We start from the raw sequence: 13,953 nt of genomic DNA, 5'->3' as shown, positions 1-13,953 counted from the left end.
TGTTGCCATGCGTGTGGCGCATGGCAACGATCCAAAAGATGGCGTAACCCCTATGATGGGGAACAATATTCCGTGTAGATCCAGTTACGGAAAATTCGCGCTGCGGCATGCTCGTGGCGCTCGGCAGGCCATACGAGATAGTAGCCGCCGCCCAGGCTGGCGGTCGCATGGCACGCCTGCACGAGCAGGCCCGCGTCGAGGCACGGATCGATCATATGACGCCATCCCATGACCAAACCGCCACCCTCGATCGCCATCTGCACGAGTAGCGGGTAGTAGTTCGCGCTCACCATGCGCGGAAACTTCGGGGCGTTCACCCCCTGCAGCTCGAACCAGTCGGTCCATGACATCCACTTGCGCTGGCCGTCTTCGATGAAGAGCAGTGTCTCGCCGACGAGATCGGCCGGCGTGAGCTGGCGCCCGCGCAAATAGGTGGGCGAGCAGACGGGAAACACTTCCTCGTCGAAGAGCCGCCGACCGGCGAAGTCCGGGGGCAGGTCGTTACGCACGTAATAGACGCCGAGATCGAACTCCGACGCGGACAGCGACGTCATGCCGTCTTTCACGATCACGCGAATCTTGATGTCAGGGTGCGCGGCGCGAAATCGCATGAGTTGTGGCGTCATCCACAACACAGCCACGCCCGACGAGCAGGCCACGGTGAGTTCCAGATCGCCGCGCCGCTTCATCAGGTCGGCGGTGGCTTCGGCGCACTCGCCGAGCAGGCGCTGGATCTGTTCGGCGTAGCGTTGCCCCGCCACCGTTAGCCGCAGCGTGCGATGCTCGCGCGTGAACAGCGCGCGCCCGAGGAATTCCTCGAGCTGCGCGATTTGCCGGCTGACGGCGCTTTGCGTGAGATTGAGTTCGACGGCGGCCCGCGTGAAGCTCGCGTGCCGCACGGCTGCATCGAAAGCAATCAGGCAATGCAACGGCGGCAACGGCGAGATGGGCATGCGTGGTGGCGAAGTGAAGGGTGAGGGCTCGCGCGAAATCAGCGCTTGCCGACCATCTGCTCGGGGCGAACCCAGGCGTCGAACTGCTCGGCCGTGACGTGGCCCAACGCGAGGGCGGCCGCCTTGAGCGTAGTGCCTTCCTTGTGCGCTTTCTTGGCGATCTGCGCGGCCTTGTCGTAACCGATGTGCGGGTTGAGCGCGGTCACGAGCATGAGCGACTCTTCGAGCAAAGTGCCGATGCGCGCGCGGTTCGGTTCGATGCCGATGGCGCAGTTGTCGTCGAAGCTCACCGCACCGTCGGCCAGCATGCGCACGCTTTGCAGGAAGTTATGGATGAGCATCGGCTTGAACACGTTCAGCTCGAAGTTGCCCATCGAGCCGCCGATGTTGATCGCCACATCGTTGCCGAGCACCTGGGCGCACAGCATCGTCATCGCTTCGCATTGGGTCGGATTGACCTTACCCGGCATGATCGAGCTGCCCGGTTCGTTTTCCGGAATCATCAGCTCGCCAATGCCGCAGCGCGGGCCGCTGGCCAGCCAGCGCACGTCGTTGGCGATCTTCATCAGGCTGGCGGCGAGCGTCTTGAGCGTGCCGTGCGCGTTGACGATGGCGTCGTTGGCGGCCAGCGCTTCGAACTTGTTCGGCGCGGTGACGAACGGCAGGCCGGTGTCGCGCGCGAGCGTGGCGGCCACTTGCTTCGCGAATTCGGGATGCGCGTTCAGACCCGTGCCCACCGCCGTGCCGCCGAGTGCCAGTTCCGCCACGTGGGGCAGGGCGTCGTCGACGTGCTTCAGACCGTGGTCGATCTGCGCGACCCAACCCGAGATTTCCTGGCCGAGCGTGAGCGGCGTGGCGTCCTGGAGGTGGGTGCGGCCGATCTTGACGATATCGTCATAAGCGCGGGCCTTGGCGGCGAGCGTGTCGCGCAGTTGGCCGACGCCGGGCTTGAGGTGATTGACGAGGGCGTCGAGGGCGGCCACGTTCATGGCCGTCGGGAACACGTCGTTCGACGACTGGCCTTTGTTCACGTCGTCGTTGGGGTGCACGAGACGCGTTTCGCCGCGCACGCCGCCGAGCAGTTCGCTGGCGCGGTTCGCGAGGACTTCGTTCATGTTCATGTTCGACTGCGTACCCGAGCCGGTTTGCCACACGGCCAGCGGGAATTCGTCGTCGTGCTGAGCGGCGATGACTTCGTCGGCGGCCTGGATGATGGCGTCGGCCTTTTTCGCGTCGAGCACGCCCAGGCCCTTGTTGACCTCGGCGGCGGCGCGCTTCACGCGAGCGAGCGCGCGCACGAGTTCGCGCGGCATCTTCTCGGTGGAAATCTTGAAGTTCTGCAGCGAGCGCTGCGTTTGCGCACCCCAGAGACGGTCGGCGGGTACCGCAATTTCGCCGAAGGTATCGCGTTCCATTCTCACAGACATGATCGACTCCTCGAAGACAGAGTTAAATTCTAGAGCTTTCACCGGGATCCGGCATGGCAGCGTCTTCCGGGATGCGCCACGACGTGGACATGAATCGCGGGACAGGGGGCTTTTGAAGGTTTGGAACCCGAAGGCCCGAGCCCCGAATTATGCGCCCCAACCGTGGGTAGAGGGCGCGGGGCGTTGGGCGAGGGCGTGCCGTGGCCGTTGCTCGCGCGCTCAGGCCCAGACCGCCGTCACCAATTGCAAGGCGGCGGCGATGGCGGGTTCTTCGCGTCGCGAGGCCAGCGTGACGAACGTGAGTTCCGTCGGCACGCTTACGCCGTCGGCGATCACCAGGCCATGAGCGTGCGCCTCGCGCAACGCGATCGAGTCGCGCACGAGCGAAAGGCCAACGCCGGACTTCACCAGATCGAGCATCGAAGGCTCCTGATCCACTTCCGCCACCTTCGTGGGCGACACGCCCAGAGCGCCGAACCGTTCCGTGAGCAGGCGGTTGTGGGCTGATTCGGGGGGTGTCCAGATCCACGGCAACGCGGCGAGTTCGCGCCATCCGCGCCGGGCCACGCGCTCGCGCCAGCCGGCGGGCGCCAGCACCTGATACGAGAATGGCGTGAGCGTGATGGCGTGAAAGCGCTCGGGGTCAGGCAGGCCGAGATAGAAGCCGACGTCGAGTTCGCCGCGCCCCAGTTGTTGCAGCACCGAGCCGGACATCCCCTGATGCAGCGCCGTCTCGATCTGCGGATACGACTCGACCAGCCGTTTGAGAAAGGCGCCCAGCCGGGTGAATTCGGGATCGAGAATCGTGCCGATGCGCAGCCGTCCGCGCACCGTGTCGCGCATCGCGCCGGCCGCCTGCTGCAGATCGGCCAGCGCGGCGAGCATGCGCTCGGCCAGTGGCAGCAGGACCTGCGCGTCGCGCGTGAGCGCCAACCCCTGCGCCGTGCGTGTGAAGAGCGTGAGCCGCAGCGCCTCCTGGAGCGCTTTCGCCTGCAGGCTGACCGCCGGTTGCGTCAGGTGCAGGCGTTGCGCGGCGCGGGTGAGGTTGCCCTCGTGGGCGATGGCGACGAAAGCGCGAAGATGGGCGAGTTCCATGGGGAGGCATGCCCGGGCGGCGCCCGAGGTGTGCGTTATCGGGGAAGGGAGAGCAACATAAGTGAATCTTATATTGCTTTTGATAATTTCTCATTGGATTGCGTCGGTGCGCCGCAGTACGCTTGGCGCTTAATGTGGCGTGAGCCGTGGGCGAGCGTTTGACGAAACAGGGTAGTGGCCGTGTCACCGACTTGGCCGGATTCGGGGGAGATAAACATGAGAAATGCTGATATTCCGACAGTGGGCCACTTCATCGGCGGCCGCCGCGTGGCGGGTGACGGCGAGCGTTTCGGCGACGTCTTCGATCCGGCGCAAGGCGCCGTCGGCGCGCGAGTGGCATTGGCCGGTGTTGACGACGTGAACGCCGCAGTGGCGTCGGCCAAGGCAGCGCTGCCGTCGTGGGCGGAGATGGCGCCGCTCAAGCGTGCCCGCGTGATCTTCAAGTTCAAGGCGTTGCTCGACGAGCATCAGGAAGCGCTGGCGCGCATCATCACGCGGGAACACGGCAAGGTGTTCTCCGATGCGTGCGGCGAAGTCACGCGCGGCATTGAAGTCGTGGAGTACGCCTGCGGCGCGCCGAGCCTGCTCATGGGCAAGCACAGCGACAACATCGGCGGAGGTATCGACAACTGGCATCTGCGTCAGCCCGTTGGCGTATGTGCCGGCATTACGCCGTTCAATTTCCCGGTGATGGTGCCGATGTGGATGTTCCCGATGGCGCTGGCGTGCGGCAATACGTTCGTGCTCAAGCCGTCCGAGCGCGATCCGTCGGCCAGCCTGTTGATCGCCGAGTTGCTGCGCGAAGCGGGCCTGCCCGACGGTGTTTTCAACGTGGTGCAGGGAGACAAGGTGGCGGTCGACGCGCTGCTGGCGCATCCGGATGTCGACGCCCTGTCGTTCGTGGGCTCGACACCGATTGCCGAGTACATCTATACGGAAGGCACGCGTCACGGCAAGCGAGTGCAGGCGCTCGGCGGCGCGAAGAATCACCTGGTGGTGATGCCCGACGCGAATCTCGATCAGGCGGTCGACGCGCTGATCGGTGCGGCCTACGGGTCGGCGGGCGAGCGCTGCATGGCGATTTCGGTCGCGGTGGCCGTGGGCCAGGTGGCGGATCGTTTGGTCGATGCGTTGGTGCCGCGGGTGAAGGCGTTGCGCGTGGGGCCAGGGGTGGACGAAGCCTCGGAAATGGGGCCGGTCGTCACCGGCGCGCACAAGGCGAAGATCGAGGGCTATATTGCCGATGGGGTGAGCGCGGGGGCCAAGCTGCTGGTCGACGGCCGCGGTTTGCAGGTGCCGGGCCACGCGCAGGGGTTTTTCCTCGGCGGGACGCTGTTCGATCACGTCACGCCCGAAATGACGATCTATCGGGAAGAGATCTTCGGGCCGGTGCTGGCGGTGGTGCGTGTGCCGGATCTTGCGGCGGCCATCGACCTGGTCAATGGGCACGAATATGGCAATGGCGTCTCGTGCTTTACCAGCGACGGTGGCGTGGCGCGTGCGTTTTCGCGTCAGGTGAAGGTCGGCATGGTGGGCATCAACGTGCCGATTCCGGTGCCGATGGCGTGGCAGTCGTTCGGCGGCTGGAAGCGTTCGCTGTTTGGCGACCATCACGCGTATGGCGAGGAGGGCATTCGTTTCTACACGCGCTTCAAGAGTGTGATGCAGCGCTGGCCGGACAGCATCGCCAAGGGGGCGGAATTCACGATGCCGGTGGCGAAATAATCGAGTGCCGTGCGGATCGGCGCACACCGGGGTGTCGCGCCGGATGTCGGACCTGATGACAAAAATGAACCCGGTGCGGGTGGCGACAGTCCATCCCACTCGGGTGCCGCACCAGTGTTGGCACCGCACCATGGCGAGTGCTGCGCCATCGACGGAGACAGGCGGGAATGAACAAGCAGGCAGCGAAGCCGGATCGCTTCGATTACATCATTGTGGGGGCCGGCTCGGCCGGGTGCGTGCTGGCCAATCGCCTCACGCAGGACCCCGACGTCACGGTGCTGCTGCTCGAAGCGGGCGGCAAGGACGACTATCACTGGATTCACATCCCCGTCGGCTACCTCTACTGCATTGGCAATCCGCGCACCGACTGGCTGTATCGCACGCAGGCCGAGGCAGGGCTGAACGGGCGTTCGCTCGCGTATCCGCGCGGGCGGGTGCTGGGCGGCAGCTCGTCGATCAACGGCATGATCTACATGCGCGGCCAGCGTGAGGATTACGACGTGTGGGCCGACGCCACCGGCGACGACGGCTGGCGTTGGGACAACGTGCTGCCGCTTTTCAAGCGCAGCGAGGATCACCACAAGGGCGGCACGGCGTTTCACGGCAGTGGTGGCGAGTGGCGTGTCGAGAAGCAGCGCCTGTCGTGGCGTGTGCTCGATTCGTTTGCCGACGCCGCCGAGCAGGTGGGTATTCCCAAGACGGACGACTTCAATCAGGGCGACAACTTCGGCATTGGCTATTTCGAAGTGAATCAGCGGCGCGGTGTGCGCTGGAGTGCGGCCAAGGGGTTCTTGCGTCCGGCGTCGCAGCGGCCGAACCTGACGATCATCACGGGCGCGAGTGTGAGTCGCTTGCTGTTCGAAGGCACACGCTGTACCGGCGTGGCGTATCGCGGCGGCAATGAGGACTTCACGGCGCTGGCGGGTGCCGAAGTGATTCTTGCGGCAGGGGCGGTGAACTCGCCGCATCTGTTGGAGGTCTCGGGCATTGGCGATGGCGAGCGTCTGCGCGGTTTCGGGATCGACGTCGTCTCGGACCTGCCGGGCGTGGGCGAGAACCTGCAAGACCATCTGCAATTGCGCACGGTGTACAAGTTGCGCGGGGTTCCGACGCTAAATCTCACCGCCAACAGTTGGTTCGGCAAGCTGAAGATCGGCATGCAATATGCGTTTGCGCAGCGCGGACCGATGAGCATGGCGCCGTCGCAGTTGGGGGCGTTCGCTCGCAGTCGTGAGGATATGGCGCGCCCTGATCTTGAGTATCACGTACAACCGTTGTCGCTGGAGCGTTTTGGCGAACCGTTGCACAAGTTCAATGCGTTCACGGCGTCGGTGTGCAATCTACGGCCGACGTCGCGCGGCCATGTCCATTTGAGCTCACCTGATGCGCGCGTTGCGCCGAGCATCGCGCCGAATTATCTGTCGACGGAAGCGGACTTGCGCGTGGCGGCGGATGCCATCAAATTGACGCGCCGCATCGTGGGCGCACCGGCGTTCGCGCGCTATGAACCGCGCGAATATTTGCCGGGGCCGTCGGTCCAGACCGACGCGGAGTTGAAGCGCGCGGCGGGCGACATCGGCACGACGATCTTCCATCCGGTGGGCACGTGCCGCATGGGCCGAGCCAACGATCCCCAGGCGGTCGTCGATGCGCAGTTGCGCGTGCGAGGGGTGCAGAACCTGCGCGTGGTCGATGCGTCGGTCATGCCGGTGATCACGTCGGGCAACACGAACTCGCCGACGATCATGATTGCCGAGCGCGCGAGCGACATGATTCGCGCGGCGCGCAAAGCAGGGCGGTGAGCGAGCACGTGATCAGCAGGCCGGCGAGCACCACGAGCCGTGGCTGATCGACGGCACCCATGCTAGCGAGCGTCAGGCTGCCGAGCAGCACGCGCTTTCGACCGAAGCGAACGGACGTCGGGTCGACGATCAATTGCAGTCCTGAGAGTGCAGCGCCACATGGCCGACGATGGCGGCGATGGCGCGGACGTCGATCCGAACGTCGAGTGCCATGGCTCTGAACGCGGGCAACGTGACGTCGAGCAGCAGCGCGCTGATCGCCGTGAGCGAACTGGTGAGCCAAAGGACTTCCGCGCTGCGCATATCGAATCTCTTCCGGGGCGAGCGTTCGATGCTGTCACGAAGTGACGCGGCGTAGTTTGGTGAAAATCCGATGATGACGGCGCCCGGCGCACTTTCCGGATTTCCGGATATTTACTATAAAACTTACGTAGTAATACCTAATGTCGGTTGCGCGACCCACGGCGGGGCATCGTCAAACGGGGCCGGACGCTTATTTGCGGGCGCGGCAAAAGCCTTATGCCATAAGGGGTTGGGGACGTGTTCGCGCCGCGATCGAAGGGTCTCCAAAGCGTGTGTGCATGCGCGTTTCGGTAGACGCGAAGCCTAGTGCAAATCCCAATGATCGCGTTGCAGCAAACCACACACAATATCGGTTCCCAGTGTGCGACCGGACCAAGAATTCGGCGACACACCTCGGGACGCGGGGCACCTCGCCGACGACGCCACCCACAGCGATGTCCGCCTGCCTCGCGGTTGTCACAGACGATGGTGCCGAGGCGGTCATTTGCCTCGCACCGCCAACCAGGAATGTGGCAGGAGACATGGCGAACAACGATTACATTCTCGAGACCCGCGGACTCACGAAAGAGTTTCGTGGCTTCACCGCCGTGAACGGGGTCGACCTGCGCGTCGCGCGCGGTACCATTCACGCACTCATCGGGCCTAACGGCGCCGGCAAGACGACCTGCTTCAACCTGCTCACCAAGTTCCTCGTGCCCAGCGCCGGCACCATCACGTTCAACGGTGAAGACATCACGCGCGAAGCGCCCGCGCAAATCGCGCGACGCGGCATCATCCGGTCGTTCCAGATCTCCGCCGTCTTCCCGCACCTCACCGTGCTCGAGAACGTGCGCATCGGCCTGCAACGCAACCTCGGCACCGCGTTCCACTTCTGGCGCAGCAGCCGTTCGCTGCATCAGCTCGATGCCCGTGCCATGGAATTGCTCGCGGAAGTCGGCCTGACCGAATTCGCCGATACGCTGACCGTGGAGCTGCCCTACGGGCGCAAGCGCGCTCTCGAGATCGCCACGACGCTTGCCATGGAACCCGAACTAATGCTGCTCGACGAGCCGACGCAAGGCATGGGCCACGAAGACGTGGATCGTGTCACCGCGCTCATCAAAAAAGTGTCGGCCGGTCGCACGATCCTGATGGTCGAGCACAACATGAACGTGATCGCCGGCATTTCCGACACCATCACCGTGCTTCAGCGCGGCGAGGTGCTCGCCGAAGGGCCGTATCACGAAGTCTCGAAGAATCCGCAGGTGATGGAAGCCTATATGGGCACCGCGGACGGCGAATTGCAGGGAGCGCACGGGTGAGGACGTCTATGTACGGTAACGGCGGCGGTAATGGTGGCGCGAATGTGCCCGCACTCGAAGTCGAAGGACTGCAGGCCTGGTACGGCGAATCGCACATTCTGCACGGGGTGGATCTGGCGGTCGGCCGCGGCGAGGTCGTGACGCTGCTCGGACGCAACGGCGCCGGGCGCACCACCACGCTGCGCGCCATCATGGGCCTGACTGGCCAGCGTCAGGGCTCGATCCGGATCGGCGGCGAGGAGACCATTCACCTGCCGACCTACAAGGTTGCGCACCATGGCGTGGGCTACTGCCCCGAGGAGCGGGGCATTTTCGCGAGCCTGTCGTGCGAGGAAAACCTGTTGCTGCCGCCTTATATCGGTGTGCGAGGCAATCGTCGCGACGACGGCGGGCGCGGCATGTCGCTCGACGAAATCTATGACATGTTCCCCAACCTGAAGGAGCGTCGCCACAGTCCCGGCACGCGCCTGTCGGGCGGCGAACAGCAGATGCTGGCGGTGGCGCGCATTCTGCGCACCGGTGCGAATCTGCTGCTGCTCGACGAGATCTCCGAAGGGCTCGCGCCCGTGATCGTGCAGACGTTGGCACGCATGATCACCACGCTCAAGGCGCGGGGCTACACCATCGTGATGGTGGAACAGAATTTCCGTTTTGCGGCTCCGCTGGCCGATCGCTTCTATGTGATGGAGCACGGCAAGATCGTGGAGCGCTTCGGCGCTCCGGAGCTGGAGGCGAAGATGCCGGTGCTGCACGAGTTGTTAGGGGTATGAGGTGAGTTGCCCGGCGCGCAGACTTGCCGGGCGATGAAACCAGGCAATCCAATCCACGAAGGAGACAAAGATGACGATGCGGATGAAGGCGTTGGCCGTTGCGGCTGCGTTCGGTTTTGCGGCGATGGCCTCACAGGCCCATGCCGACGGCAATGCAGTGAAGATCGGTTTCATTACCGATATGTCGGGCCTGTATACCGACATCGACGGGCCGGGCGGGGCGGAAGCCATCAAGATGGCCATCGCCGACTTCGGTGGCAAGGTCCTCGGCAAGCCGATCGAGCTGGTCACCGCCGATCACCAGAACAAGGCGGACGTCGCGGCGTCCAAGGCGCGCGAATGGTTTGACCGTGATGGCGTGGACATGCTGATCGGCGGCACGAACTCAGCGACTGGCCTGGCGATGAACAAGGTCTCGGCGGAGAAGAAACGTGTCTACATCAACGTGGGTGCCGGCTCGGATGCCCTGACCAACGACCAGTGCCAGCCGTACGGCGTGCACTATGCCTATGACACCGTCGCACTGGCGCGTGGCACCGGCTCGGCCGTCGTGAAGGCCGGCGGCAAGTCGTGGTTCTTCCTGACGGCCGACTATGCGTTCGGCCACGCGCTGGAGAAGGCCACGGCCGATGTGGTCAAGGCCAACGGCGGCACGGTGAAGGGCGAGGTGCGACATCCGCTCTCGGCCTCGGACTTCTCGTCGTATCTGCTCCAGGCGCAGGCGTCGGGCGCCCAGGTGCTGGGCCTGGCCAATGCCGGCGGCGACACGGTCAACGCCATCAAGGCCGCGAAGGAGTTCGGCATCAAGGGCAAGATGCAAATCGCCGGTCTGCTCGTGTTCATCAACGACATTCACTCGCTCGGGTTGGATAACACCGGCGGCATGTACTTGACCGATAGCTGGTACTGGGACAAGAACGACAAGACGCGTGCCTTCTCCAAGCGTTACTTCGACAAGATGAAGAAGATGCCGTCGAGCCTGCAGGCCGGCGATTATTCGGCCACGATGACGTATCTGAAGGCGGTTCAGGCCGCGGGCTCGACCGACGCCGACAAGGTGATGGACGAACTGCACAAGATCAAGATCGACGACATGTTCAGCAAGGGCTACATCCGCAAGGACGGCTCCATGATTCACGACATGTACCTGATGCAGGTCAAGACCAAGCAGGAATCGAAGGCGCCGTGGGACTACTACAAGATCGTCGCCACGATTCCGGGTGACAAGGCGTTCACCACGCCGCAAGAGTCGACCTGTCCGATCTGGAAGAAGTAAGCGCCGTTAGCACGATGCTCCGAAAGCGGCGGGACGCGTGTCCCGTCGCGACCTTTCTCGCAGAGAATCGATTTCGATGGAATTACTAGGCATCCCCCTGCCGGCGCTGTTGAGCCAACTGCTGCTGGGACTGGTGAACGGCTCGTTCTACGCCATGCTGAGCCTCGGCCTGGCGGTGATTTTCGGCCTGCTCAACGTGATCAACTTCGCGCACGGCGCGTTGTTCATGCTGGGGGCCATGCTCGCCTGGATGGGCGGCAACTATCTCGGCCTCAATTACTGGGTCATGTTGATTCTCGCCCCCGTCGTGGTGGGCATCATCGGTATCGTCATCGAGCGCACCATGCTGCGCTGGATCTACAAGCTCGATCACCTGTACGGCCTGTTGCTGACGTTCGGCATCACGCTCGTGCTCGAGGGCGTCTTCCGTTCGATCTACGGCGTGTCGGGGCAGCCCTTCGACGCCCCCGACATGCTCTCCGGCGCGACCAATCTCGGCTTCATGTTCATGCCGAACTATCGCGCGTGGGTGGTGGTGGCTTCGCTCGTGGTGTGCTTCGCAACGTGGTTCGTGATCGAGAAGACCAAGATCGGTGCGTATCTGCGCGCGGGCACCGAAAACCCGAAGCTGGTGGAAGCGTTTGGCGTGAACGTGCCGCTCATGATTACGCTGACCTATGGCTTCGGGGTGGCGCTCGCCGCGTTTGCGGGCGTGCTCGCCGCGCCCGTTATCCAGATCTCGCCGCTCATGGGGCAGTCGATGATCATCACCGTGTTCGCGGTGGTCGTGATCGGTGGTATGGGCTCCATCATGGGCTCTATCCTGACCGGTCTGATGCTCGGGATCATCGAAGGCTTTACCAAGGTGTTCTACCCGCAAGGGTCTGCGACCGTGGTGTTCGTCATCATGGTGATCGTGTTGCTGCTGCGCCCGGCAGGGTTGTTCGGCAAACAAAAGTAAGGGGCGGAACCATGCAACAAGAGACGCAACAACGGGTGCTTTATTCCCTCTTGCTACTGGCGCTGATCGTCGCGCCGTTCGCCGGGGCGTATCCGGTATTCATCATGAAGGTGCTGTGCTTCACGCTGTTCGCTTGTGCGTTCAACCTGCTGCTCGGCTTTACGGGTCTGCTGTCGTTCGGTCATGCCGCGTTCTTTGGCAGCGCAGGCTACGTCACCGGTTATGTGGTGCGCAATCTGGGGTTCACGCCGGAAGTCGGCATCATTGCGGGCGTGGCGGCCGGGGCGTTGCTTGGCCTCGTCATGGGGGTGCTGGCGATCCGGCGGCAGGGCATCTACTTCGCGATGATTACGCTGGCGTTGGCGCAAATGCTGTACTTCCTCTGCCTGCAAGCGCCGTTCACCGGTGGCGAGGACGGTCTGCAAGGCGTGCCGCGCGGCAGCCTCTTCGGCCTGCTGTCGCTCGATTCCGACCTCACGCTTTACTACGTGGTGCTGGCCATTTGCGCGTTGGGCTTCCTGCTCATCATGCGTGTCGTGCATTCGCCCTTCGGTCAGGTGCTCAAGGCGATCAAGGAGAACGAACCGCGCGCCATCTCGCTCGGTTACGACGTCGATCGCTTCAAGCTGCTCGCATTCGTGCTGTCGGCCACGCTTGCCGCGCTGGCTGGTTCGACCAAGACGCTGGTGCTGGGCTTCGCGACGCTGACGGACGTGCATTGGACAATGTCGGGCATGGTGATCCTGATGACGCTGGTGGGTGGGCTGGGCACGATGTTTGGTCCAGTGGTGGGGGCGGTGGTCATCGTCGTGCTGGAGAACAAGCTCGGCGACATCGGCGACTGGCTCGCGACGGCCACGGGCATCACCTGGTTCCAGACGCTCGGCGAGTCGGTGACGATCGTCATCGGGGCGATCTTCATCATCTGCGTGCTGGCCTTCCGCCGCGGACTGGTGGGCGAGCTGGTGGCACGGAGCCGGTTGTTCCGTCCTGCGCGCACCACGGCGCAACCTTCTTGACGGAGGCGCGGGCGCACCGGCTTGGGGCGCCCGCTCTTCACCCTGGCGCACGCGTGTCGGAAAAAACCTAATCCGTAGGGGTAAATGCTGACTTGTGGTGCATCGGGTGCTCCTTTATTCTCTCCTTCAATTCGCGTCACGGCAGGATATAGGGGCGAGGATCGAGGAGACAATAAGCGCGATAACGCGCACCGCCAAAAAGGGAAGCGCTGTTGGAGAAAACTCCAACAGCGCTTTTTATATTGGGCTTCGCCGCAGTGCGAGGTCGTCATCCGCAGAAGCCCGATTCTCGTCCCTCGACAGTCCTGGTCGCATGCCCCACCCCCCTCACGTTCCCACACCAGCACTTTTGCGCGCCCATGTCCGGCGTGTCATTGCGGCGGGCGGAGCACGTCCCGAAAAACGCCTGTTTGCCGATTGGGGTGACGGATGTTGACGAGTTGGGCGCTGACCGACTGGCTGATGCTCGCAGTCGGGGCGTTCGTGGCCGGTCTGGTCGATGCGGTGGTCGGCGGTGGCGGGCTGGTCTCCGTACCGACGCTTTTCGCCGTCTTCCCGAACGCGGCGCCGCCGTTGCTGTTCGGTACCAACAAGCTGGCTGGAATCTGGGGCACGGCATCGGCTGCGCTGCGCTACGCGCGCGGCATTCAACTGCGCTGGGCCATTCTGTTGCCGGCCACCGTCGCCGCCTTCCTGTTTTCGTTTTGTGGTGCATACGCCGTCTCCCATGTACCGGCCGACGTGCTTCGCAAGCTGCTGCCGTTCGTGCTGACCGGCGTGGCGATCTACACCCTGCGCAAGAAGGATTTCGGGACGGTGCACGCCCCTGTGACAGGTGGGATGGGGGTGACCCTCATGGCGATCGCCGTGGGCGGCGCCATCGGCTTCTACGACGGTTTCTTCGGCCCCGGCACGGGCAGCTTCCTTGTCTTCCTGTTTGTCCGCCTGTTTGGGCAGGACTTCGTCAACGCCTCGGCGTCGGCGAAGATCGTGAACGTGGCGACCAACCTGGCCGCGCTGTGGCTGTTTGGCATGGGCGGGCACGTTGCGTGGCAGGTTGGCCTCGGCATGGCGGTCATGAACGTGCTGGGCAGTCAGGTGGGCAGCCGGCTCGCGCTCAAACGTGGCGTGGGTTTCGTGCGACGCATGTTCCTGTGTGTGCTCGCCGTGCTGATCGTGAAGACCGGCTATGACGCATTGCTTCGCGGCTGACGGGAGACCGGGCAGCATCGCGCGTGCGTAAGCGCGGCATTGGGGGGGATGGGGAGGAGGGTCGTGAAGGGTCGTGGAGGCGGCGCCGGGCGCCGTTCGGACGCGAGCC

Annotated in this window: 12 protein-coding genes; 8 read left to right on the top strand and 4 right to left on the bottom strand. The window is 63.9% G+C overall.

Annotated features, from left to right (window positions below; genetic code table 11):
* Positions 1-50: 50 nt before the first annotated feature.
* The 3 genes from PCE31107_RS00195 to PCE31107_RS00185 form a co-directional block, all read right to left on the bottom strand.
* Positions 51-953: a LysR substrate-binding domain-containing protein gene (locus PCE31107_RS00195; RefSeq protein WP_017233845.1), complete on the bottom strand. Its 903-nt coding sequence runs from the start codon at positions 951-953 to the stop codon at positions 51-53.
* Between the two features lie 38 nt (positions 954-991).
* Positions 992-2,380 (bottom strand): class II fumarate hydratase, encoded by a 1,389-nt coding sequence (gene fumC, locus PCE31107_RS00190; protein ID WP_246181670.1) that lies wholly within the window; start codon positions 2,378-2,380, stop codon positions 992-994.
* 219 nt (positions 2,381-2,599) lie between these two features.
* Positions 2,600-3,475, bottom strand: coding sequence for a LysR family transcriptional regulator (locus PCE31107_RS00185; protein WP_130027600.1), 876 nt, complete (start codon positions 3,473-3,475; stop codon positions 2,600-2,602).
* A gap of 216 nt (positions 3,476-3,691) precedes the next feature.
* Here PCE31107_RS00185 and PCE31107_RS00180 point away from each other — a divergent pair, with 216 nt between their 5' ends.
* Positions 3,692-5,200 (top strand): CoA-acylating methylmalonate-semialdehyde dehydrogenase, encoded by a 1,509-nt coding sequence (locus tag PCE31107_RS00180; RefSeq protein WP_150605762.1) that lies wholly within the window; start codon positions 3,692-3,694, stop codon positions 5,198-5,200.
* Positions 5,201-5,367: 167 nt separating this feature from the next.
* Positions 5,368-7,002 (top strand): GMC family oxidoreductase, encoded by a 1,635-nt coding sequence (locus tag PCE31107_RS00175; protein ID WP_150605760.1) that lies wholly within the window; start codon positions 5,368-5,370, stop codon positions 7,000-7,002.
* 129 nt (positions 7,003-7,131) lie between these two features.
* Here the strand turns inward: PCE31107_RS00175 and PCE31107_RS23265 are convergent, their stop codons facing one another.
* Positions 7,132-7,305, bottom strand: coding sequence for a hypothetical protein (locus tag PCE31107_RS23265; protein ID WP_174966503.1), 174 nt, complete (start codon positions 7,303-7,305; stop codon positions 7,132-7,134).
* A 521-nt stretch (positions 7,306-7,826) separates the two neighbouring features.
* On the opposite strand from PCE31107_RS23265, the gene PCE31107_RS00170 reads away from it, so the two are divergent.
* The 6 genes from PCE31107_RS00170 to PCE31107_RS00145 all read left to right on the top strand — a co-directional run bounded on the left by PCE31107_RS00170 (position 7,827) and on the right by PCE31107_RS00145 (position 13,844).
* Entirely contained in the window at positions 7,827-8,606 is a 780-nt protein-coding gene (locus tag PCE31107_RS00170; RefSeq protein ID WP_150605758.1) for an ABC transporter ATP-binding protein, read from the top strand.
* A gap of 8 nt (positions 8,607-8,614) precedes the next feature.
* Positions 8,615-9,376, top strand: a complete 762-nt coding sequence (locus PCE31107_RS00165) for an ABC transporter ATP-binding protein (protein ID WP_130028024.1) — start codon at positions 8,615-8,617, stop codon at positions 9,374-9,376.
* A 76-nt stretch (positions 9,377-9,452) separates the two neighbouring features.
* Positions 9,453-10,652, top strand: coding sequence for an ABC transporter substrate-binding protein (locus tag PCE31107_RS00160; protein ID WP_130028023.1), 1,200 nt, complete (start codon positions 9,453-9,455; stop codon positions 10,650-10,652).
* Between the two features lie 76 nt (positions 10,653-10,728).
* Positions 10,729-11,613: a branched-chain amino acid ABC transporter permease gene (locus PCE31107_RS00155; protein WP_017233836.1), complete on the top strand. Its 885-nt coding sequence runs from the start codon at positions 10,729-10,731 to the stop codon at positions 11,611-11,613.
* 11 nt (positions 11,614-11,624) lie between these two features.
* Positions 11,625-12,632 (top strand): branched-chain amino acid ABC transporter permease, encoded by a 1,008-nt coding sequence (locus PCE31107_RS00150; RefSeq protein ID WP_130027597.1) that lies wholly within the window; start codon positions 11,625-11,627, stop codon positions 12,630-12,632.
* Positions 12,633-13,061: 429 nt separating this feature from the next.
* Positions 13,062-13,844, top strand: a complete 783-nt coding sequence (locus PCE31107_RS00145; RefSeq protein ID WP_150605756.1) for a sulfite exporter TauE/SafE family protein — start codon at positions 13,062-13,064, stop codon at positions 13,842-13,844.
* The last annotated feature ends 109 nt before the right edge of the window (positions 13,845-13,953 follow it).

It is taken from the genome of Pandoraea cepalis (genome assembly GCF_902459625.1).
Classification (GTDB): Bacteria; Pseudomonadota; Gammaproteobacteria; order Burkholderiales; family Burkholderiaceae; genus Pandoraea; species Pandoraea cepalis.
Note: the sequence above shows the minus strand (reverse complement) of the source record. Positions and strands in the feature narration are given on the sequence as shown.

What these genes read in the sequence shown, in the direction of transcription:
- PCE31107_RS00170 (WP_150605758.1), top strand. Translation starts at nt 7,827, where the DNA reads ATGGCGAACAACGATTACATTCTCGAGACCCGCGGACTCACGAAAGAG.
- PCE31107_RS00180 (WP_150605762.1), top strand. Translation starts at nt 3,692, where the DNA reads ATGAGAAATGCTGATATTCCGACAGTGGGCCACTTCATCGGCGGCCGC.
- PCE31107_RS00175 (WP_150605760.1), top strand. Translation starts at nt 5,368, where the DNA reads ATGAACAAGCAGGCAGCGAAGCCGGATCGCTTCGATTACATCATTGTG.
- PCE31107_RS00165 (WP_130028024.1), top strand. Translation starts at nt 8,615, where the DNA reads ATGTACGGTAACGGCGGCGGTAATGGTGGCGCGAATGTGCCCGCACTC.
- PCE31107_RS00155 (WP_017233836.1), top strand. Translation starts at nt 10,729, where the DNA reads ATGGAATTACTAGGCATCCCCCTGCCGGCGCTGTTGAGCCAACTGCTG.
- PCE31107_RS23265 (WP_174966503.1), bottom strand. Translation starts at nt 7,305, where the DNA reads ATGCGCAGCGCGGAAGTCCTTTGGCTCACCAGTTCGCTCACGGCGATC.
- PCE31107_RS00160 (WP_130028023.1), top strand. Translation starts at nt 9,453, where the DNA reads ATGCGGATGAAGGCGTTGGCCGTTGCGGCTGCGTTCGGTTTTGCGGCG.
- PCE31107_RS00195 (WP_017233845.1), bottom strand. Translation starts at nt 953, where the DNA reads ATGCCCATCTCGCCGTTGCCGCCGTTGCATTGCCTGATTGCTTTCGAT.
- PCE31107_RS00145 (WP_150605756.1), top strand. Translation starts at nt 13,062, where the DNA reads ATGTTGACGAGTTGGGCGCTGACCGACTGGCTGATGCTCGCAGTCGGG.
- fumC (WP_246181670.1), bottom strand. Translation starts at nt 2,380, where the DNA reads ATGTCTGTGAGAATGGAACGCGATACCTTCGGCGAAATTGCGGTACCC.
- PCE31107_RS00185 (WP_130027600.1), bottom strand. Translation starts at nt 3,475, where the DNA reads ATGGAACTCGCCCATCTTCGCGCTTTCGTCGCCATCGCCCACGAGGGC.
- PCE31107_RS00150 (WP_130027597.1), top strand. Translation starts at nt 11,625, where the DNA reads ATGCAACAAGAGACGCAACAACGGGTGCTTTATTCCCTCTTGCTACTG.